This is a genomic window from Serratia sp. X10, from assembly GCF_017811775.1.
GTDB classification, from domain to species: domain Bacteria; phylum Pseudomonadota; class Gammaproteobacteria; order Enterobacterales; family Enterobacteriaceae; genus Serratia; species Serratia ureilytica.
Genome location: NZ_JAEIOH010000003.1, coordinates 224,855 through 243,937, shown reverse-complemented (window position 1 = coordinate 243,937; position 19,083 = coordinate 224,855). Strand labels below are relative to the sequence as shown.

Genomic DNA, 19,083 nt, shown 5'->3' with positions numbered 1-19,083 from the left:
GGGTCAGCTGAAAAAGGATTGGCTGAGTGGATCGCGGGAATGATGCAGCACTCTGATGATATTCACCTCCCGCTTGTGCTGTCGAAAATAAATCAGGTGGTCGGTGACGGGCAATACCCATAGGCCGGGGCCGATTGCATCGATGTTTTTGCCGAGTTGGTGGTGGCCAAGGTTATCGAAAGCCTGATGCAGGCGGCGCAGATAATCTTCCGCCACCTGCAAGCCAAAGTGCGCCAACTCGTAAAAATAGATCTCTTCCATATCGTCCAACGCTTTTGGACGAACGGTTACTCTCCTGCGCATCCTTTTGCTTTGCTCCGTATTCTTTCCATGAACACATCACGATCCCATTCGACGGCTTCGCCGCTGTTCTCTCCTTCGGCGATCAAGCGCCTAAGCTCTTCCAGTTTTGAGGCGGCGGTACGTTCGCGCAAAGTGCGCACGGATTCGCGGATGACTTCGCTGGGCGTGCGGTAATCGCCGCTGGCCACCAGGTCTTCGACGAAGCTACGCAGTTCGTCACCCAGATCTACCGTTAGTGTTCTGCCCATTGTTCCTCCTCACTTTCGGCTATGCTGCGTCATTGTAAGATTAGTTCTTACATTGTGCACGTCAAACTATCAGGATCTCAATAGCGGTCCCGTCATGAGGACGGGAGCCACCCGTTTATTCATTAAGGATAACCATGAACGAAATCACTGTGTCACGCCTCGGTTGTATCGTCCTGTCCCTGTTTCCGGCCCTGTGGGGGCTGTTTAGCCTGTTGAACAATACGGCGGATTTCGCCGGCACCGCGCGCAATGCGGTGGGGCCGCTGCTCGCCATGCAGGATACTTATCAAACGCCGGGGCTGATGTGGCGCGCGATCAGCGCCGACTGGGCCTGCATGTTGGGGTTGGCGGTCATCACCGCGCTGGAAACGCTGGCCGGCCTATTCGCGGCGGCGGGCGTGGCGCTGATGATCGGGCGATTGAAAGGCCCTTACGCCGCCTTCGCCAAGGGCAAAGCCTGGGCGATGCTGGGGGCGCTTTGCGCGATAACGGTGTGGGGCGTCGGCTTTATGGTGGTCGCCGGCGACTGGTTTATGGCCTGGCAGGCCAAAGAGAACCCGCTGGCGGTGCAGCTGGGGGCGCTGATCTACCTGGTGCCCAATGCGTTTGCCTTGCTGTTTCTGATGCTGCAGCGGGAGCCGCGCTAACGACGGCGAGTGGGGCGCGGTTACAGCGCCTTGCTCATATACCAGATGCCTATCGAGCCCTGGGCGCTGGTGTAGCAGGTCTCGCCACACATGCTCAATCCTTGACGCTGATAAAAACGTTGGGCGCGGGTGTTGCGTTGCAGCACTTCCAGCCACAGCGTTTTTTGCCGACGGTCGATAGCCCGCTGCTGCACCTGTTCGAACAGGCGCTGGCCATAGCCGTTGCCGGCATGGCCCGGCAGGAAATAGATTTTCTGCAGCTCTGCGCCGATTTGTTCGGTTGGTGCCAGCAGGCTGTCGAAGTTCACCCGCGCATAGCCGACGAGGGCGTCATCCTCATGGGCCAACAGCCAGCATACGTCGGGATCGCGCAGCGTCCGTTCCAGCGCGGAGACGGAAAAATCCTCCGCCAGAAAGGCCTCCAGCTCGTGCGGGTAGCGCCACAGCTCACCGAAGTGGGCGCGATAGGTGCGGATGCCGATATCGCGCACCTGGGTTAAATCTTCTACCAATGCCTGACGGACGGTGAACATCTGTGCCCCTTTGAGTAAGAAGAATTACAGCCGTTGTTCCAGATGCCGGTGGGGCACCATCGCCTGATGCAGAATGGCGAGAACGGTGATGCCGGCAGGGCGGCTGCGGTAGTAGATCCTATGGCTGGCGTAAGGAAAACTGCGTATCGCTTCGCCCAGATCGTGGAAGTGAGCTTTACCCGCTTCCGGCATATCTGCCAAATGATGCATGACCTCTCTCAACTGCTCAAGATAGCGGCGAGATTGCGCTTGGCCCCAGTGTTCGATGGTGAAATGACGAATAGCCAGCAGATCTTGTTGGGCCTGCGGGGTGAGGCGAAACGCGGGCATCTCAGTCTGTTTCATCGGTGAGCATACGGTTGAAGAAGGCATCGCCGTCTACCGCCTTACCGGCGTCTTCCTCGGCGGTGGCCTGCGCGATTTTTTGCTGCAGTGCGCGTAATTTGAGATCTTCCAGCGCCTGGTAATCTTCTACCGACATGACGACGGCGACCGGTTTGCCGTTGCGATTGATTTGCACCGGTTCACGCTGCGCCTTGAGCAGCAAATCGCCGAATTGGGTTTTGGCCTCGTTCGCGCTGAGTGCGTACATTTAATCGCTCCAGTTAATTAAATCGTTCGATTTAATCATTATACGGCGCGATGAAAAAATCACCAATGTTATTCCGGCGGGCAGGTTTCGTTGGACAGATGCCGCGGCGTTTCACGGCGAAAACCCAGGCCGATGATGCGGCCGAACAGGCGCGGCAGCCAGCGGCTGTTGCCGACGCGGGCGATCAGGCGCGAACCGCCAGCGGCGCGGCGCTGACCCGGCTTGCGCTGGCTCATTTTGATCTGCAAAAACTGGATGGCGCGAGTGGGGAATTCGCGCCGGCGCTGCACGCTCAGCAGATGCTTCAGCTGCAGCCGATGCTGGCGCAGCGGCGGGATCAGGGCGTTGGCGGCGGCCACCGCGTCCTGAATCGCCAGGTTGACGCCCACGCCGCCGATCGGCGACATGGCGTGCGCGGCGTCGCCGATGCACAGCACCCCCGGTTTGGCCCAGCGATCCAGACGATCGATGCGAATGCTCAGCAGTTTTACCTGATCCCACTCGACGATCTCCTGCAGGCGATCGTCCTGGAACGGCGCCACCTCGGCGAGGTGCAGCAAAAATTTCTCCAGCCCGCTGCGGCGGATCGCATCGAAGCTGCCTTTGTCGATCGAGTAACCGCACTGCCAGTAGTCGCCGCGATCGATCATGATGAAGTTCTGTTTCGGCCCGGTATGGCCCATCGACCAGGCCGGATCGCCCGGCTGCTTGCTGAGCTTCATCCACAATACGTCGCGCGGCGCGCCGAAGGAGCGGCTGCTGAGCGCCGCCTGTTCGCGCACCACCGAGTTGCGGCCGTCGGTGCCGATCACCAACTGGCTGCGCACGCGGATCGGGCCTTCCGGCGTGTCGGCCAGCACGCCGCACACCTGGCCGCGGTCGTACAGCAGCTGGTGAACCTGCGTTGAGGTCAGCAGCCTGAAGTTGGGGAAGCCGGCGGCCTGCTGGGCCAAAAAGTTGAGGAACTCCCACTGCGGCATAAAGGCGATAAATTTGCAGCGCGTCGGCAGGCGGGTGAAATCCGCTAGCTTGATGTCGCGCCCGGCGACTTCGGCATGCAGAGATTCCGCGCGCTGATGCGGCAGCGTCAGCAGTTCGTCGAGCAGGCCCAGTTGATGCATGACTTCCAGCGTCGACGGGTGAATGGTGTCACCGCGAAAATCGCGCAGGAAATCGGCGTGCTTCTCCAGCACCGTCACGTCGATCCCCGCCCGCGCCAGCAGATAGCCGAGCATCAGCCCGGCGGGGCCGCCTCCCACGATGCAGCAGGTGGTGGCGTAAGGTGTGATTGGTGATGACGACATGACGGTTGACCCCGGAGACCGGCCCGCATCCCGCGAGCCGCAAATGAATATGCAATATTGATAATGATTATCAATATCACATTGAGCTGTCAACCCGCGGCGCAGTGTGGTCAAAGGGAGCGGACAGAGGGGCGGAACCGGCGGGCAGGGTAGAACGGTATTGCATCGCGAGTATAAGGATTCTCCGGAAAGACATTGACCCTGAGCGCGTGACACGCCATCTTTATCAGTAAAATCGGTATTATTTTGATTGATGGTTCAGAAAATCAGGATGGTCAGCATGGGGCGAATAACGTTCGATCTCGAGGATTTGCGCAGCTTCGTCACCGGCGTCGAGTTGGGCAGCTTCGCCAAGGCGGCTGAACGGCTGGGGCGTTCGACGTCGGCGGTCAGCGCCCACCTGAAAAAGCTGGAACAGCAGGTTGGCGCGCCGATCCTGCGCAAGGCCGGGCGCGGCATGGTGATGACCGAGACGGGGGAGACCATGCTCGGTTACGCGCGCCGCCTGCTGGAGCTGAATGACGAAGCCGCCGCCGCGGTGCGCGGGCTGGATCTGCAGGGCACGGTGCGGCTGGGGCTGCAGGAGGATTTCGGCGAGACGTTTCTGCCGCAGGTGTTGGGCAGCTTCGCGCGCGCCAATCCAAAGGTGAGGATCGAGGCGCGCATCGCGCGTAATGCCGAGCTGATCGACTGGGTGCTGAAAGGCCAGCTGGATCTGTCGCTGGCGTGGGATGGCGGTCTGAGCACGCCGTTTCATCAGGCGCTGGGGCAGCGGCAGTTGCACTGGATTGCGTCGCCCGGCTTCGCGCTGGCGCCCTGGCGAGAAGGGGATGAGCCGCTGCCGTTGGTGATGTTCGACGCGCCCTGTCTGATGCGCAGCGCGGCGACGCAGGCGCTGGATCGCGCCGGCATACCCTGGCGCATCGCCTTTAGCAGCCGCAGCCTGAACGGCGTGTGGGCGGCGGTGAGCGCCGGGTTGGGCGTTACGGTGCGCACGGCGGCGGGCTTGCCGCCCGGCCTGTCGCCGCTGGCCCCCGATCTGCTGCCCGCTCTCGGCCAACTCGGCGTGGTGCTGCACCGCGCCGAGGATCAGCCTTCGGCCGCCGTGCAGCGGCTGGCGCAGATCGTGGTCGAGCGGATCGAAACTTAATCTTGGGCGATAGGCTGCTTGCCGCTCAGCTGGCCCCATTCGCTCCAGGCGCCGTCATACAACTTGACCTGCGGCGCGCCGAGCGACAGCAGGCCAAACGCCAGCACCGCCGCCGTCACGCCGGAGCCGCAGCTGGTGATGATTGGGCCGTTGATGTCCACCCCCTTGTCGCTGAAGGTTTGGCGCAGCGCTTCCAACGATTTGAAGCGGCCGTTTTCCAGCAGCTCGCCGTACGGAATGTTGATGCTGCCGGGAATATGGCCGCGGTGCAGGCCGGGGCGCGGCTCTGGCGCTTCGGCATAAAAGCGCGGCGCGGCGCGCGCGTCGAGAATTTGCACCGGCGTGCCTAACGCTTGCTCCACTTGCCGCATATCCACCACCGCGTCGGCGTTGAACCGGGCGTTAAACGTCTGCGGGGCAGGCTGCGCCGGGCCGGTTTCCAGCGCTTGCCCCAGCGCGGTCCAGCCGTTCAGCCCTTCATCCAGCACATAAACGCGCTCGGCGCCGAAATTGCGGAAAGTCCACCAGCCGCGCGGTGCGGAGAACTGGTTGCCCTCATCGTAAATCACCAGGGTATCGCGCTCGCTGATGCCCAATTGGCCCGCCGCCGCGGCGAATTCCGCCGCCGTCGGCAACATGTGCGGCAGCGCGGTGTTTTTGTCCGCCACGTCGTCGATGTCAAAATAGACCGCGCCGGGGATATGGCCGCGTTCGAACTCGGCAAGCATGTCTTTTTTCGGCGTCAGCCCGACCGGCGACATCCGCACGTCGAGAACGACCAGATTTTCATCGTTGATATGTTGCGCAAGCCATTGGGGAGTCACCAGAAACGGAGAGTTCATCGTCATTGTTCGCCTGTTGTGAAAACGGATTTTCACTATACACCAGGCCGCGCGGGGATGAAGTATGATGTTCAGTCAAAGGCGATGGGCCGGGAGCGGAGAAATCATGACGGACGAGGCGTTTGGCGGGGCCAAGATCGCGCTGCTGTGCGACGGTCTCTTGCTGGTTTACCAACGGGACGACAAGCCGGGCATTCCGTGGCCCGGTCAGTGGGATCTGCCCGGCGGCGGGCGGGAAAACGGCGAAACGCCGCTGCAGTGCGTGCAGCGGGAAACGCGGGAAGAGTTCGGCGTGGCGATCGCCGAACGTCAGGTTGTCTGGCGGCGGCGCTACGCCGGCATTTTGCCCGGCTATCCGCCGACCTGGTTCATGGCCGGGATGATCACTCCGGCGCAGATCGCCGCCATACGTTTCGGCGACGAGGGGCAGCGTTGGCGGATGATGCCGGTGGAGCAGTTTATTCACCATCCGCAGGGTATCGAACACCTGCGCCGCCGGGTGGCGGAGTATTGGCGGCAGGGCGGTTAACTCTGTTGTTCAGGATGCCGCCAGCCGGTTGATCTGCGCCGGTTCGATGATGCGCAGCGCGCTTTCCCGTCGCGCCACCGCCAGCATCGCCCGCCCGATTCGTTCGGTGCTGCTTACCCGGGCGGGAAACAGCCGCAATGCGCCGAGCCACAGCGGCTTGAACAGCCGATAGGCCAGATCGTAGAGGCGGGTTTTGGAGCGAATGCCGTGCAGCGGCACAATGGCGCCGGGACGGAACATCACCGCGTGGAACGGCAGCGCCAGCAAGGCGTTCTCGGTGGCGCCCTTGACCCTGGCCCACATGCTGCGGCCGCGTTCGCTGCTGTCGGTGCCGAGGCCGGAGACGTAGACGAAGACCATCGACGGATTCAGCGTCGCCAACGGGCGGGCGGCGGCCAGCGTCAGATCGTAAGTCACCGCGCGATATTCAGCTTCACTCAGGCCGGAGGACGAAATCCCCAGGCAGAAGAAGCAGGCGTCGTAGCCGGCGAGCTGCGGCTCCAGCGCCGACAGATCACGCAGATCGGGCACAGAAAGCTGGCGCAGTTTGGCGTGGTTCTGGGCCAACGGGTTTCGGCCGATGCTGAGCACTTCGCTGACGCGCGGATCGTGCAGGCATTCCCGCAACGCGCCCTGACCCACCATGCCGCTGGCGCCGAAAATAATCACTTTCATGCTCTGTTCTCCCACTGGCCGGCGGCGCGCTGCGTGCGCCAGCGGCTGGGCGTCAGCGTTTCCCACTGAATAAAGGCGCGGCTGAACGAATTCAGCTCTTCGAATCCCAGCACAAAGGCGATTTCGCCTGGCTCAAGATCGGTGTCCGCCAACAAGCGGCAGGCGGTGCGGTGGCGGGTTTTGTCCAACAATTGCTGGTAGCTGTAGCCGTGCTGTTGCAAGCGGCGCTGCAGCGTGCGCGGGCTGAGATAGAGTTCAGCGGCCACGCTGTTGACGCTGGGGCGCTGGCCGCGCATGCTGCGGCTGAGGATCGCCATCACCTGCGTGGGCAGATCGTGCGCCGACTGAGATTTGGCCAGCTCCGCCTCCAGCCCCGGCAGCAATACGGCCAGCATGTCCTGATTGTAAGTGATGAACGGTTGGTCTATCAGCGCGCGGTCAAACACCAGCACGTCCTGCGGGGCGCGGAATTTCACCGGGCAGCCGAAATAGCGCGCCAGCGGCGAGGCGGCGTCCGGCCGCCGGGTCAATTCGATCGCCTGCGGCTGCAGGGGCAAGCCGGTGCCGCGCCGACACAGGGCCGTGATGGCGGCGAACATGGCGTCGATCAGCAGCGCCGGCGCAGGGGCTTCGCTCATGGTCCAGCGCGTATGCAAGCGGATGCTGTCGCCGTCTTCTTCCAGCATCAGCTCTTCCGGGCAAACCAGCCGTTTATAGCGCGCCACTTTTTGCAACGCTTCGCCCAGCGTGGCGGAATGCAACGCGGCGACCAACGCAATGTCATAGTGTTCCGGCGGGACCTCGCCGCCCAGGCGCAGGCCGAAGGCGGGATCGTCAGTCAGCTGTGGCAGACTGCGCCAAAGAGAGAAGAATTGTTGCGTGGTGAGTTTAATCTTGTCGCGCCGCGCGCCGAACAGGCTGGCAGGTAGCCCGGCCAGGTGGCCGAGCTGCTCGATATCGACGCCCTGCGCCGCCAGGTGTACCGCCAGCGCGCCGGAAACCGGGATTTGATCGCTGCTCAATGCGGGCTCCTTAGGGTTTTCCCGTCACGACTGCCGCGATGGCGGCGTGATCCGGCGAGCTGTCGTCGTGGTCGGTGCTGAGACTGAGGGCGCGAAACGCGGCGTCCTCCGCCTGGCGTTCTGCCAACACCTGCGCCGCCATATGCACCGCGTCGCTGCCGAGCAGCAGGCGTAGCGGAGGGGCTTCCAGCGCCGCCAACTGCAGGATCGCCTGCGCCGCCTTGGCCGGATCGCCGGTTTGGCTGCCGTTATGCTGCTGCAGGAAGGCCAGCATCGGCCCCAGCGTCGGCTGATAGGCTTCGCCGATCGGCGCAATGGTCATTGAAGAACCGGCCCAGTCGGTGCGGAAGCCGCCGGGTTCGACCATCGTCACCTTGACGCCGAAGGGGGCCATCTCTTTGGCCAATGATTCGGAGAACCCTTCGACCGCCCACTTGGCGGTATGGTAGGCGCTGAGGCCGGCAATGCCGAGGCGAGCGCCGATGGTGGCGATCTGGATGATATGGCCGCTGCCCTGCCGGCGTAATATCGGCAGCGCCGCGCGGGTGACGTTGAACACGCCGAAGAAGTTGGTTTCGAGCTGCGCGCGAAAATCGGCTTCATCGGCTTCCTCCACCGGCGCGATATTGCCGTAGCCGGCGTTGTTGACCAGCACGTCCAGCCGACCAAAGCGTTCAATCGCCGTGCGCACCGCGCGTTCGGCGGCGGCGGCGTCGGTGACGTCGAGCGCGATCGTGGCGACCCGATCGCCGTAGCGTTCCACCAGCGGCTGCAGCTGTTGCGGCTGACGGGCGGTGGCGACCAGACGGTGCCCGGCGGCCAACACCGCCTGCGCCAGCTGTTGGCCCAGGCCGCGGGAACTGCCGGTGATTAACCATACCTGTGACTGAGACATCATGACCTTCCTGATTGCGAGTGGGTGTGATGCCACTTTAGAGCGACGGGCAGCGCAGCGATAATCCGATCGCGTCAAGATTTAATCCGATTGCGCCAAACTGTCGGCCGGCATCAGCCGCTGGATGGTGGCGCCGACCCGCTGTACCGCCTGCTCGATCTCCGGCGTCAGCGCCGGCGCATAGTTGATGCGCAGGCAGTTGCGGTATTTGCCGGCGGCGGAAAAGATGCTGCCGACGGCGATCTGCACGCCCTGCTGCTCGAGATGACGGTTGAGGCGCAGGGTGTCGAACGCTTCATCCAGCTCTATCCACAGCATAAAACCGCCGCGCGGCCGGCTGACGCGGGTGCCTGCCGGGAAGTATTTCAGGATCAGATCGGTCATGCGGTCGCGGTTTTGCTGGTAGCGGGCGCGCATGCGCCGCAGGTGCTTCAGATAGTGCCCGCCGCGAATGAATTCGGCGATCGCCAGCTGCGGCTGGGTGGCGGTGGCGCCGGAGCCGATGAACTTCATGTGCAGCACCCGCTCCAGATAGCGGCCGGGCGCGATCCAGCCCACGCGCAGCCCCGGCGCCAGCGTTTTAGAAAACGAGCTGCACAGCAGCACGCGGCCATCTTCGTCGAACGATTTGATGGTGCGAGGCCGCGGGTAGTGGTAGGCGATGTCGCCGTAAACATCGTCTTCGATGATCGCCGCATCATGGCGCTGCGCCAGCGTCAGCAGCCGCTGTTTATGGGCGTCGGGCATGATGTAGCCCAGCGGGTTGTTGCAGTTGGGCGTCAGCAGGACGGCCTTGACCGGCCACTGTTCCAGCGCCATCTCCAGCGCCGCCAGGCTCACGCCGGTCAGCGGAACGGTGGGGATTTCCAGCGCTTTGATGCCCAATCCCTTCAGCGTTTGCATGGTGCCGTGGAAGCAGGGGGAATCGACCGCCACGATATCGCCGGGTTGGCAAACGGCGCGCAGCCCGGCGGAGATCGCTTCCTGACAGCCGGTGGTGATCAGCAACTGATCGGCGCCGATTTGGCAGCCGGAATCCAGCAGCAGGCGCGCGACCTGTTCGCGCAGCGCCGCCACGCCCTGAATGCTGTCGTAATACAGGCTGCGCAAATCGCCGTGGCGGGCGGCGTTTCTCAAGGCGACGATCAGCGGTTTCATCGTCGGCTCGGCGATGTTTGGCATGCCGCGCCCCAGTTGGATCAGGCCCTCGCGCGGCCGGCTGCGCACCAGTTCCAGCACCTGTTCCCATTGCGAAATGTCCACCGGCCGCTGCACCGGCGCCGTCATGGCGGGCAGCTCGGCCTGCGTGCGCTGCGCATGCACGAAGTAGCCCGATTTCGGCCGCGCTTCCACCAGGCGCTGTTCTTCCAGCAGGCGGTAGGCTTGTTGCACCGTGCTGATGCTGACGCCGTGTTCCAGGCTCAGCGCACGCACCGAAGGCAAGCGGTCGCCGGCCGGATACAGTCCTTGCTGGATGCGCTGGCTAAGAATGGCGGCCAGGGCGGCATAGCGTGTCATACAGATGCCTCTCGTTGAGTTGAATGCCGTAAAAACCGGTACAGATGCCTCAAAAGTAAACCATTCAGCGCATTTTGGTATGCAGCTGTATGAAAAAAATAGCGCTAACGTGCATCTGTATTGTTTTTTGCCCGGCGCGCATCATCACAACAAGGCGAAAACATCAGGGGGAATAATAAGATGGCTCTGTTTGATGGCATGACGACGTGGCGACGGATAGGCTGGTCACGCTGGCGTTGGTATTTGTTGCGTCGCAGAACGCGCAGAGAATTACTGCTGCTGAACGACAGGCAACTGGCGGATATCGGCCTGACGCGAGCGGATGCGCGCCGCGAAGGGGATAAGCCTTTCTGGAGAGGGTGAGGAAAGCGAATGCTGAAATTATTGGGTAAGGCTTCATCGATCAACGTGCGCAAGGTGTTGTGGACCTGCCATGAGCTGGCGCTGCCGCTGGAACGGGAGGACTGGGGCAGCGGCTTTCGCTCCACGCAGGTACCCGAGTTTTTGGCGCTCAATCCCAACGGCCTGGTGCCGGTGCTGATCGACGGCGCGCGGGTGCTGTGGGAGTCGAACACCATTTGCCGCTATCTGGCGGGGCGGGAAGGGCGGCAAGATCTGCTGCCGCAGGCGCCCGGCGCGCGGGCGGCGGTAGAGATGTGGATGGACTGGCAGGCCACCGATCTGAACGGCGCCTGGCGCTATGTATTCATGTCGCGGGTGCGCGGGCATGCGGATTATCAGGATGCCGCCAGCCTGGCCGCCGCCGAGCGCGAATGGAACCGGCTGATGGGCTTGTTGGACGCACATCTGGCGCAGCGCGGCCCTTACGCCGCCGGCGCTGCCTTCACGCTGGCGGACGTGGTGCTGGGGTTGTCGCTGAACCGTTGGTTGATGACGCCGTTCGAGCGGCCGCATTATGCGGCGCTGGCGGACTATCAGCAGCGCCTGCTGCAACGTCCCGGCTACGTGCGGCACGGCGCCAACGGTTTACCGTGATATGAAATAAATGGTTCATTTTATCTCGTCCGGATACGACCCGCCGTGTCCGGGATTTCTTCGTTGCATCATCCCGTCAAGGTTTCATGAACGACATCACGAATCCGAACTTTCTTTTTCCGTGCGCTTGTTATTGAAATTTATATTCCATATAAACCCGTTATCAACCGGGGCGTTTCATTGAGTGGCGCCTGGTTCTACGCAGGATTTCGGTCACGGGAGAGAATGATGAAACAGGTACGCGTTGGGTTAATCGGCACCGGCTATATCGGGCGTTGTCACGCTATCGCCTATGCGCAGGCCGCCACGGTATTCCCCCTCAAGGGGGAACTGGTGCTGGAGATGCTGGCGGAGGTGACGCCCGAGCTAGCGGCGCAGCGCGCCGCCGAATTCGGTTTTGCGCGCTCGACCGGCGACTGGCGGCAGCTGGTGGCCGATCCGGCGATCGACGTGGTGGACATCTGCGCCCCCAATTTCTTGCACAAAGAGATGGCGCTGGCGGCGATCCGCCACGGCAAGCACGTGTATTCGGAAAAGCCGCTGGCGCTGGATGCCGCCGACGCGGCGGAGATGGTGCAGGCCGCACGCGCCAAGGGGGTGAAAACGCTGGTCGGTTTTAACTACATGAAAAACCCCACCAGCCAACTGGCGCGTGAAATTATCGCCAACGGCGAAATCGGCGAGGTGGTGCATTTTTACGGCACCCACAATGAGGATTATCTGGCCGATCCGCGCACGCCGATCGACTGGCACTGCCGCCGCGCCAGCGCCGGGTTAGGCGCGCTCGGGGATCTGGCGGCACACATCGTCAATATGGCGCACTACCTGGTGGGCGATATCGTGGCGGTTTCCGGCGATATGCAGACCGTGATCAAACAGCGGCCGGATCCGCAAGACCCGTCGCGTATGCATCCGGTGGAAAACGAAGATCAGGCCAGTGCGCTGCTGCGTTTCGCCGGCGGGGCGATGGGCACTATCGAAACGTCGCGCATCGCCTGCGGGCGCAAGATGGGGCTGACCTATGTGGTTACCGGCACCAAAGGTACGTTGAGCTATACCCAGGAGCGGATGGCGGAGCTGAAGCTGTATCGGCACGATGAACCGGCGGAGCGGCAGGGGTTCAAGACGCTGCTGGTGGGGCCGAGGCACCCGGACTACGCGGCGTTTTGCATCAGCGCCGGGCACGGCATCGGTTTTAACGATCAGAAGACGGTGGAGATCCGCGATCTGGTCAACGGCATCGCCGCAGGCGACCGCATGTGGCCGGACTTTGAAGAGGGCTGGAAGGTGTCGTGCGTGCTGGATGCGATAGCCGCCTCCGCCGAACAGCGGCGCTGGCTGGAGATCAACCGCGATTGAAAAGGAAATGGCGCTCTCCGCGGACAGCGCCATTAATTTATTATGTTGCTAGCTTAATACCTTATTAAGTTAATTTTATAATAAGTCATTGGCTTGATAACTTAGAACGAGAAGCACGAACAGCCGAACGCGCCCCAGAAGGCATTCTCGTCCGACACCGGGATGCTGGAGCGGCGCGCGATGTCATGCTGGTGCGCATGCACGCCGCACGGGCCGCAGCATTGGTGCGCCTGGCTCACTACCCCGACGCGGGTCGCCGCCGACGGCGGCGCGGAGCGGTAATGGCCCGGCACCTGGGTGACCGGCGACCACTCTGGCAACACCGGCAGCGGCGGCGGCGCCAGCGGTGAGAAGCTGCCGGCGGCGTAGACCACTTTGCCGTCCACCACCGTCATCACCGACTCGATGCCTTTGATCTGCTCTTCCGGCACGCTGAAGTAGTCCTGCGACAGCACCGCCAAATCCGCCAGTTGGCCGACCTTGATCTGGCCTTTCTTGCCCTGCTCGGTGGAGAACCAGGCGCTGCCCTGGGTCCACAGCATCAGCGCCGTTTCGCGATCCAGCCGGGCGCTGTCGTCGTACATCGCCATGCCGCCGACGGTGCGGCCGGAGACCAGCCAGTACAGCGCCGTCCACGGGTTGTAGCTGGCGACGCGGGTGGCGTCGGTGCCCAGCCCGACCGGCAGCTCGGCCGCCAGCATTTTCGCCACCGGCGGCGTATGTTTGGTGGCTTCGATGCCGTAGCGGTCGGCGAAATATTCCCCCTGGAACGCCATGCGGTGCTGCACCGCAATGCCGCCGCCCAGCGCCTTGACCCGCTCGATATTGCGTTCGGTAATGGTCTCGGCGTGATCGAACAGCCAGTGCAGGCCGTTGAACGGAATATCGCGGTTCACCTTCTCGAACACGTCCAGCATGCGGCTGATGGATTCGTCATAGGTGGCGTGCAGGCGGAACGGCCAGCGGTGCTCGACCAGATGACGCACCACCCGCTCCAGCTCGTCTTCGGTGCCCGGCGGCAGATCCGGGCGCGGCTGCAGGAAGTCTTCGAAGTCGGCGGCGGAAAACACCAGCATCTCGCCGGCGCCGTTGTGGCGATAGAAGTCGGTGCCCTGGCCCGGTTTGAGCATGTCGGTCCACAGCTCGAAGTCTTCCAGCTCCTGTTTAGGCCGCTGGGTGAACAGGTTATAGGCGATGCGGATGGTCAGCTGCTTTTTCTCGTGCAGCTCGGCGATCACCTGATAATCCTCCGGGTAGTTCTGGAAGCCGCCGCCGGCGTCGATGGCGCTGGTGAGGCCGAGACGGTTCAGCTCACGCATGAACTGGCGGGTGGAGTTGACCTGCTGCTCCAGCGGCAGCTTCGGCCCTTTCGCCAGCGTGGCGTACAGGATCATGGCGTTGGGTTTGGCGATCAGCATGCCGGTCGGATTGCCGTTGGCGTCGCGTTGGATCTCGCCGCCCGGCGGGTTCGGCGTGTCTTTGGTGTAGCCGACCACCTTCAGCGCCGCGCGGTTGAGCAGCGCGCGATCGTATAAATGCAGAATAAATACCGGCGTGTCCGGCGCCGCCTGGTTGATTTCGTCCAGCGTCGGCATGCGGCGTTCGGCGAACTGGAATTCGGTCCAGCCGCCGACCACCCGCACCCATTGCGGGCTCGGGGTGCGCAGCGCCTGTTCTTTCAACATGCGCAGCGCGTCGGCCAGCGAGGGCACGCCTTCCCAGCGCAGCTCCAGGTTATAGTTCAGGCCGCCGCGGATCAGGTGCAGGTGCGAGTCGTTCAGGCCAGGAATGGCGGTGTGGCCGTGCAGATCGATCACCTGGGTTTCCGGCCCGGCGTGCTGCATGACTTCGCTTTCGCTGCCGACCGCCAGAAACTTGCCGTCGCGGATGGCGACCGCCTGTGCGGTAGGATTTTGGCGATCGACGGTGTGAAACTTGCCGTTGGTGATGATCAATGAAGCGTGGTGGTTCATAACATTCTCCCGGTGAACCGCCTAGCGGCGGATCAGCCATTGATGAAAAACGCGAGTCACGATGGGCATCCACAGGTACACCACCAGGGCGACCACGGTGGCGTCATTGAGAAAATGGCCGAGCAGCGTGCCGTTCAACTGCGGCAGCGCCAGCCCCCAAAACCAGGGCACCAGATTGGTGGAAGGGAAGATCACCAGCAGGGTGATGATGAACTGCTTCCACTGGGGCGGCTGGCGCACGCTGGGGTTGGGCGGGGTAAACCAGAACTCCGCGCCGGGGCGGATCTCGATATGGTCGTTCTCCAGCAACAGCGGAGTGACTTCTTCGATGTATTGCTTGCGCAGCGGCGAGTTGAGCCAGCGGTAGAGATTATCGACATTGTCGAAGCGGACCAGCACCGTATAGGCCTGTTCGCTGTCGGATGGGCGGATGACGTTGACGCCCAGATGGCCGGTGAAGCCCGCGGCGTCGGGCATGATGCGGTTCAGCCAGGCCTCATAGGCCTGCTCGTTCCCCGGCGCCAAACGGTGGGTGATCACCAGCGTGACATGCTGCGGATGGGCCATAAAACCGACTCCTGAAAATACCCCGGCGCGGGGCCGGGGCAGGGGGAATTATTTCACCGTGCGGGCCGGTGCGTGGTGCACCATGGTGTAAGCGTAGTCGACGCCCATGCCGTACGCGCCGCTGTGTTCGCGCACCAGCGCCATCACCGCGTCGTAGGTGTCTTTGCGCGCCCAGTCGCGTTGGTACTCCAGCAGCACCTGCTGCCAGGTCACCGGTACGGCGCCGGCCTGCACCATGCGATCGATAGAGCGCTCGTGCGCATCGACGGAGGTGCCGCCGGAGGTGTCGGTCACCACATACACTTCATAGCCGGCTTCCAGCGCCATCAGCGCCGGGAAAGTCAGGCACACCTCGGTCCACAGCGCGGAGATCACCAGCTTTTTACGGCCGGTGGCTTCCACGGCTTTAACGAAGGCCGCGTCTTCCCAGGAGTTCATCGAGGTGCGTTCAATCGGGGTGATTTCAGGGTGTACCGCCAGCAGTTCCGGCCAGATATAGCCGCTGAAGCTTTCGGTTTCGACCGAGGTGAAAAGGGTGGGAACGTTGAAAATCTTGCCTGCCTTCGCCAAACCAACAACGTTGTTTTTCAGTTGCTGACGATCAATATTAGCCACGCCGAAGGCCATTTGCGGTTGATGATCGATAAAAATCAGTGCGGAGTTGTCTTTATCAAGCAGTTGAAACTTGGACATAATTTACCTTCCCAGTGATATTTCGGTTGAACATCTGATGAGTGTAACGCCGATAAAACCCATGGTAGGCAGAGGGCGATTTCAAAGATACCGCAGAATTTTTGCCGACTTGTTGAGTTTTTTTATACACGGGAGAAAACATGAGATTAAACCTGGAAGCGCTGCTGATTTTGGACGCGCTGGACCGGCACGGATCTTTCGCCGCCGCGGCCGCCGCACTGTTTAAAACCCCTTCGGCACTGAGCTATATGGTGCAAAAGCTCGAGAACGATCTCGATATCACTCTGCTCGATCGCTCCGGCCACCGGGCGAAGTTCACCGATACCGGCAAGCTGATGCTGGAAAAGGGGCGGGTGCTGCTGCGCGCGGCGCAGGATCTGGAACAGCAGGCGCGTTATGTCGAAAACGGCTGGGAAAGCGAGATCACGCTCGGGATTGACGCCTCTTTCCCGTTTGCCCGCCTGTTGCCGCTGATAGAAGAGTTCTACCGGCAGCATCACCATACCCGGCTGCGCTTCAGCCACGAGGTGCTGGCCGGCTCCTGGGAGTCGCTGGTTTACGGCTGTGCCGACATTATCATCGGCGCCATCTGCGAACCGCCGTCGCGGGTGGGTTATGCGTTCAGCCGCCTGGGGCAGCTGGACTACGTGTTCGCCGTCGCGCCGCAGCATCCGCTGGCGGCATTGCCGGAACCGTTGCCGAAGGATGAGATCCGTCAGCACCGGGCGGTGGTGGTGCGCGATACCTCGCGCGTCAACGCGCCGCAGAGCCTGAATCTGCTGGAAGAGCAAGACACGCTGACGGTCTTCGGCTTCGACGCCAAGCTGCAGGCGCAGCTGGCCGGGCTGGGCTGTGGCTATCTGCCGCGCGCCTTGGCGGAACCTTACCTGAACAGCGGCGAACTGGTGGCGAAACGCGTCGAATCGGAACGTTGCAGCGACATCGCCTACTTCGGCTGGCGGGAAAGCGCCAGCGGCCTGGCGGCCAAGTGGTGGCGCGAGCGGCTGCAGCGTTACGCGGATGACGGTGAGGCTTACCCAGCGGCGCAGTAAGGGCGCTCGATAAAGATTAATCCCCAATAAGGACATAGGGAATGAAAAAGACACTAAGCCTGTTGGCGCTGTTACTGTTGAACGGCTGCGGCGCGGGCGCCGGGCGTCAGGCCGGCACCCCCTTGCCGTCGCCGCAGGCCGAGGCGCCGGTAGCGGCGCCGCTCAGCTATCCGGTGCGGGTGCATAACGCGGTGAGCCGCGAGCTGCGTTTGCCGGAGCACGCGCGCGGCCAACGCTGCACCATCAGCATCCGTCTGCGGCCGGACGGGAAACTGGCGAGCAGCAAGATCGTAAGAGGCGATGCGCCCCTGTGCGCGGCGGCCAACGCGGCGGTGCAGCGCGCGCAGTTTCCGCCGATGGCCAGCGCCACTGAATACGCATTGTTCAACGCCGTGGTGCTCGATTTCGTTCCCTGAAGGGATATGACCGACGGGCCGTCTGCGCGGCCCGTTTTTTCTCGTTTCGCCGTTTGCGTATTCACGCTTTTCCGCCAATAGTGTTCTGCAGGCATGCACCCAGACAATTTTTCATTGGCCGGGCAACGGGAGCAAAAGACATGAAAGGCGGGCATCATTATCAGGTCTCGGTGACCTGGCAGGGGAATCTGGGCGCAGGCACGGAAGATTATCGCGCTTATGGACGCGATCACCTGATCGGCGCCGTGGGCAAGGCAGACATCGCCGGCTCAGCCGATCCGGCCTTTCGCGGTGACGCGACGCGCTGGAATCCGGAGGATTTGCTGGTGGCATCGCTCAGCGCTTGTCACAAATTATGGTACCTGCATCTGTGCGCCACCTCGGGGATTTCGGTGCTGGCCTATCAGGACGATGCCGTGGGCGTGATGCGCGAAGACGCCGCGCGCGGCGGCTTTTTCACCTCGGTGACGCTGCGGCCGCAGGTCACGGTGCGCGACGGCGACGATCTGCAACTGGCGCAACAGCTGCATGAGAAGGCGCATCACCTGTGCTTTATCGCCAATTCGGTGAATTTCCCGGTGGCGTGCGAACCGCAGGCCGCGCACGCAACCCGCTGAATTTTCACTTAGCTTTGCCATTTTCGTTATTTTGAACGTCACTGCGGCTCACGGATACTGGGAGAAAATCCCCAACCGCGAGCCGCAGCATGTCCTACGCCCACTATTTGCACCCCGAACAACGCGACCGCATCCGGCGGCTTCATCGGCGCTGGCACTGGCGGCTGGAACTGCCCACCTGGGGGATCATGGCGGCGGTGTACGGCGGCTGGTTTGGCGTGGCGCATTATTGGCAGGCGCTGGGCCCGTGGCTTGGCGCGCCGCTGCTGATCCTGCTGACCACCGGGTATATGTCGCTGCAGCATGAGCTGATCCACGGCCATCCGACGCGCCGGCCGCGCGTCAATCAGCTGTTCGGCCTGTTGCCGCTGGCGGTGTGGTATCCCTATGGACTGTATCGCGATTCGCATCTGCGCCACCATCGCAATGAACACCTGACCGATCCGCACGAAGATCCCGAAAGCTACTACTTCAGCGCCGCGCAGTGGCGGCGTTATCCCCGCCTGTTGCCGCGGCTGGCCGCGGTGCGCAATACGCTGATCGGCCGGGTGCTCCTCGGCCCGGCGCTGGATATCGTCGCCACGCTGTTCGGCGCCGTGAAGACGCTTGCGGCGGGCGATCTGCGCGCCTGGGCGATGTGGCTGACGCATCTGTCGCTGTTGGCGGCGCTGCTGCACTGGCTGCAGGCGCAGGGTATCGGTACGGCGTTTTACCTGTTGGCCATCAGCTATCCGGCGCTGGCGCTGACCAAGGTAAGATCGTTTTTTGAGCATCGCGCCGTGGACGCACCGCAGGCACGTTCTATTATTAATGAGGCGGGCTGGCCGTGGCGGCTGTTGTTTCTCAATTTGAACTACCATTTAGTGCATCACGATCTGCCCGGCCTGCCCTGGTATGGCCTGCGCGAAGTCTATCTGGCGGAGCGCGAGGCGTATCAGCGCCGCAGCCAGGGATTTGTCGCGCAAGGCTACGGCGAGTGGCTGCGCGATTACGCGCTGACGCCGATCGACGTCGGCGTGCATCCGCTGAGCGCCGGCGAACGGCGGGAGGAACGCGGTGCCCGGCCGAAGAAAAACTTTATTGCGCGCTGGAAGCGCGTTTCTCAGGATTTTCCAACCGAACTGGCCCATGAGCCGGAAAACATATAACCAG

The 19,083-nt window shown here is 62.5% G+C and carries 24 protein-coding genes; 10 read left to right on the top strand and 14 right to left on the bottom strand.

Going from position 1 to position 19,083, the window contains the following annotated elements:
* Nucleotides 1-3: 3 nt before the first annotated feature.
* Nucleotides 4-303, bottom strand: coding sequence for a type II toxin-antitoxin system RelE/ParE family toxin (locus tag J9788_RS11500; protein WP_182264905.1), 300 nt, complete (start codon nt 301-303; stop codon nt 4-6).
* Nucleotides 288-551 (bottom strand): type II toxin-antitoxin system ParD family antitoxin, encoded by a 264-nt coding sequence (locus tag J9788_RS11495; protein ID WP_004939442.1) that lies wholly within the window; start codon nt 549-551, stop codon nt 288-290. Before J9788_RS11495 ends, J9788_RS11500 begins: the two co-directional genes overlap by 16 nt.
* A gap of 134 nt (nt 552-685) precedes the next feature.
* Here J9788_RS11495 and J9788_RS11490 point away from each other — a divergent pair, with 134 nt between their 5' ends.
* Complete coding sequence (locus J9788_RS11490; protein WP_046896886.1) at nt 686-1,198, top strand: DUF2165 family protein; 513 nt, start codon at nt 686-688, stop codon at nt 1,196-1,198.
* A gap of 20 nt (nt 1,199-1,218) precedes the next feature.
* Here the strand turns inward: J9788_RS11490 and J9788_RS11485 are convergent, their stop codons facing one another.
* The 4 genes from J9788_RS11485 to J9788_RS11470 form a co-directional block, all read right to left on the bottom strand.
* Entirely contained in the window at nt 1,219-1,731 is a 513-nt protein-coding gene (locus tag J9788_RS11485) for a GNAT family N-acetyltransferase (protein ID WP_046896887.1), read from the bottom strand.
* A gap of 24 nt (nt 1,732-1,755) precedes the next feature.
* Nucleotides 1,756-2,076 carry a type II toxin-antitoxin system RelE/ParE family toxin gene (locus tag J9788_RS11480; protein WP_227414552.1) on the bottom strand — a complete coding sequence of 107 codons (321 nt, stop codon included), beginning with the start codon at nt 2,074-2,076 and terminating at the stop codon, nt 1,756-1,758.
* On the bottom strand, nt 2,063-2,323 hold the full coding sequence (locus J9788_RS11475) for a type II toxin-antitoxin system Phd/YefM family antitoxin (protein WP_046896889.1): 261 nt from the start codon (nt 2,321-2,323) through the stop codon (nt 2,063-2,065). Before J9788_RS11475 ends, J9788_RS11480 begins: the two co-directional genes overlap by 14 nt.
* A 68-nt stretch (nt 2,324-2,391) precedes the next feature.
* On the bottom strand, nt 2,392-3,627 hold the full coding sequence (locus tag J9788_RS11470) for an FAD-dependent oxidoreductase (RefSeq protein ID WP_046896890.1): 1,236 nt from the start codon (nt 3,625-3,627) through the stop codon (nt 2,392-2,394).
* Between the two features lie 280 nt (nt 3,628-3,907).
* Between J9788_RS11470 and J9788_RS11465 the strand changes: the two genes are divergently transcribed.
* Nucleotides 3,908-4,777 carry a LysR substrate-binding domain-containing protein gene (locus J9788_RS11465; protein ID WP_182264903.1) on the top strand — a complete coding sequence of 290 codons (870 nt, stop codon included), beginning with the start codon at nt 3,908-3,910 and terminating at the stop codon, nt 4,775-4,777.
* On the opposite strand, the gene sseA is transcribed toward J9788_RS11465, so the two are convergent.
* Nucleotides 4,774-5,619, bottom strand: coding sequence for a 3-mercaptopyruvate sulfurtransferase (gene sseA, locus J9788_RS11460; protein ID WP_046897113.1), 846 nt, complete (start codon nt 5,617-5,619; stop codon nt 4,774-4,776). The genes J9788_RS11465 and sseA overlap by 4 nt on opposite strands.
* 106 nt (nt 5,620-5,725) lie before the next feature.
* Between sseA and J9788_RS11455 the strand changes: the two genes are divergently transcribed.
* On the top strand, nt 5,726-6,148 hold the full coding sequence (locus J9788_RS11455; protein WP_046896892.1) for an NUDIX hydrolase: 423 nt from the start codon (nt 5,726-5,728) through the stop codon (nt 6,146-6,148).
* A gap of 9 nt (nt 6,149-6,157) precedes the next feature.
* Here J9788_RS11455 and J9788_RS11450 read toward each other — a convergent pair whose 3' ends face one another.
* The 4 genes from J9788_RS11450 to J9788_RS11435 form a co-directional block, all read right to left on the bottom strand.
* Nucleotides 6,158-6,823: an epimerase gene (locus tag J9788_RS11450; RefSeq protein ID WP_182264902.1), complete on the bottom strand. Its 666-nt coding sequence runs from the start codon at nt 6,821-6,823 to the stop codon at nt 6,158-6,160.
* A complete protein-coding gene (locus tag J9788_RS11445; RefSeq protein ID WP_182264901.1) occupies nt 6,820-7,845 on the bottom strand; it encodes an AraC family transcriptional regulator in 1,026 nt (341 codons plus the stop codon). Before J9788_RS11445 ends, J9788_RS11450 begins: the two co-directional genes overlap by 4 nt.
* Before the next feature lie 10 nt (nt 7,846-7,855).
* Entirely contained in the window at nt 7,856-8,743 is an 888-nt protein-coding gene (locus tag J9788_RS11440) for an oxidoreductase (RefSeq protein WP_227414551.1), read from the bottom strand.
* Nucleotides 8,744-8,821: 78 nt separating this feature from the next.
* Nucleotides 8,822-10,258, bottom strand: a complete 1,437-nt coding sequence (locus J9788_RS11435) for a PLP-dependent aminotransferase family protein (protein ID WP_182264900.1) — start codon at nt 10,256-10,258, stop codon at nt 8,822-8,824.
* A gap of 180 nt (nt 10,259-10,438) precedes the next feature.
* Here J9788_RS11435 and J9788_RS11430 point away from each other — a divergent pair, with 180 nt between their 5' ends.
* From J9788_RS11430 to J9788_RS11420, 3 genes are all read left to right on the top strand, one after another.
* Complete coding sequence (locus J9788_RS11430; protein WP_072056013.1) at nt 10,439-10,621, top strand: DUF1127 domain-containing protein; 183 nt, start codon at nt 10,439-10,441, stop codon at nt 10,619-10,621.
* 9 nt (nt 10,622-10,630) lie between these two features.
* Nucleotides 10,631-11,254 carry a glutathione S-transferase family protein gene (locus tag J9788_RS11425; RefSeq protein ID WP_046896897.1) on the top strand — a complete coding sequence of 208 codons (624 nt, stop codon included), beginning with the start codon at nt 10,631-10,633 and terminating at the stop codon, nt 11,252-11,254.
* Nucleotides 11,255-11,482: 228 nt separating this feature from the next.
* Nucleotides 11,483-12,613 carry a Gfo/Idh/MocA family protein gene (locus J9788_RS11420; RefSeq protein WP_182264899.1) on the top strand — a complete coding sequence of 377 codons (1,131 nt, stop codon included), beginning with the start codon at nt 11,483-11,485 and terminating at the stop codon, nt 12,611-12,613.
* A gap of 101 nt (nt 12,614-12,714) precedes the next feature.
* On the opposite strand, the gene J9788_RS11415 is transcribed toward J9788_RS11420, so the two are convergent.
* Genes J9788_RS11415 through J9788_RS11405 form a run of 3 tightly spaced genes read right to left on the bottom strand, consistent with a single transcriptional unit; the run spans nt 12,715 to nt 15,846 of the window.
* Nucleotides 12,715-14,586, bottom strand: a complete 1,872-nt coding sequence (locus J9788_RS11415; RefSeq protein ID WP_046896898.1) for an amidohydrolase — start codon at nt 14,584-14,586, stop codon at nt 12,715-12,717.
* A 21-nt stretch (nt 14,587-14,607) separates the two neighbouring features.
* A complete protein-coding gene (locus J9788_RS11410; protein WP_046896899.1) occupies nt 14,608-15,153 on the bottom strand; it encodes an antibiotic biosynthesis monooxygenase in 546 nt (181 codons plus the stop codon).
* A gap of 48 nt (nt 15,154-15,201) precedes the next feature.
* On the bottom strand, nt 15,202-15,846 hold the full coding sequence (locus J9788_RS11405) for a hydrolase (protein ID WP_004939390.1): 645 nt from the start codon (nt 15,844-15,846) through the stop codon (nt 15,202-15,204).
* A 140-nt stretch (nt 15,847-15,986) separates the two neighbouring features.
* On the opposite strand from J9788_RS11405, the gene J9788_RS11400 reads away from it, so the two are divergent.
* From J9788_RS11400 to J9788_RS11385, 4 genes are all read left to right on the top strand, one after another.
* Nucleotides 15,987-16,898: a LysR substrate-binding domain-containing protein gene (locus J9788_RS11400; RefSeq protein WP_042783950.1), complete on the top strand. Its 912-nt coding sequence runs from the start codon at nt 15,987-15,989 to the stop codon at nt 16,896-16,898.
* 41 nt (nt 16,899-16,939) lie between these two features.
* The gene (locus tag J9788_RS11395; protein ID WP_046896901.1) at nt 16,940-17,314 is read left to right on the top strand and encodes a cell envelope integrity TolA C-terminal domain-containing protein; all 375 of its coding nucleotides are present in this window, start codon (nt 16,940-16,942) and stop codon (nt 17,312-17,314) included.
* A gap of 140 nt (nt 17,315-17,454) precedes the next feature.
* Nucleotides 17,455-17,931, top strand: coding sequence for an OsmC family protein (locus J9788_RS11390; RefSeq protein WP_182264898.1), 477 nt, complete (start codon nt 17,455-17,457; stop codon nt 17,929-17,931).
* A gap of 89 nt (nt 17,932-18,020) precedes the next feature.
* Nucleotides 18,021-19,079 (top strand): fatty acid desaturase, encoded by a 1,059-nt coding sequence (locus tag J9788_RS11385; protein ID WP_046896903.1) that lies wholly within the window; start codon nt 18,021-18,023, stop codon nt 19,077-19,079.
* Nucleotides 19,080-19,083: the final 4 nt, after the last annotated feature.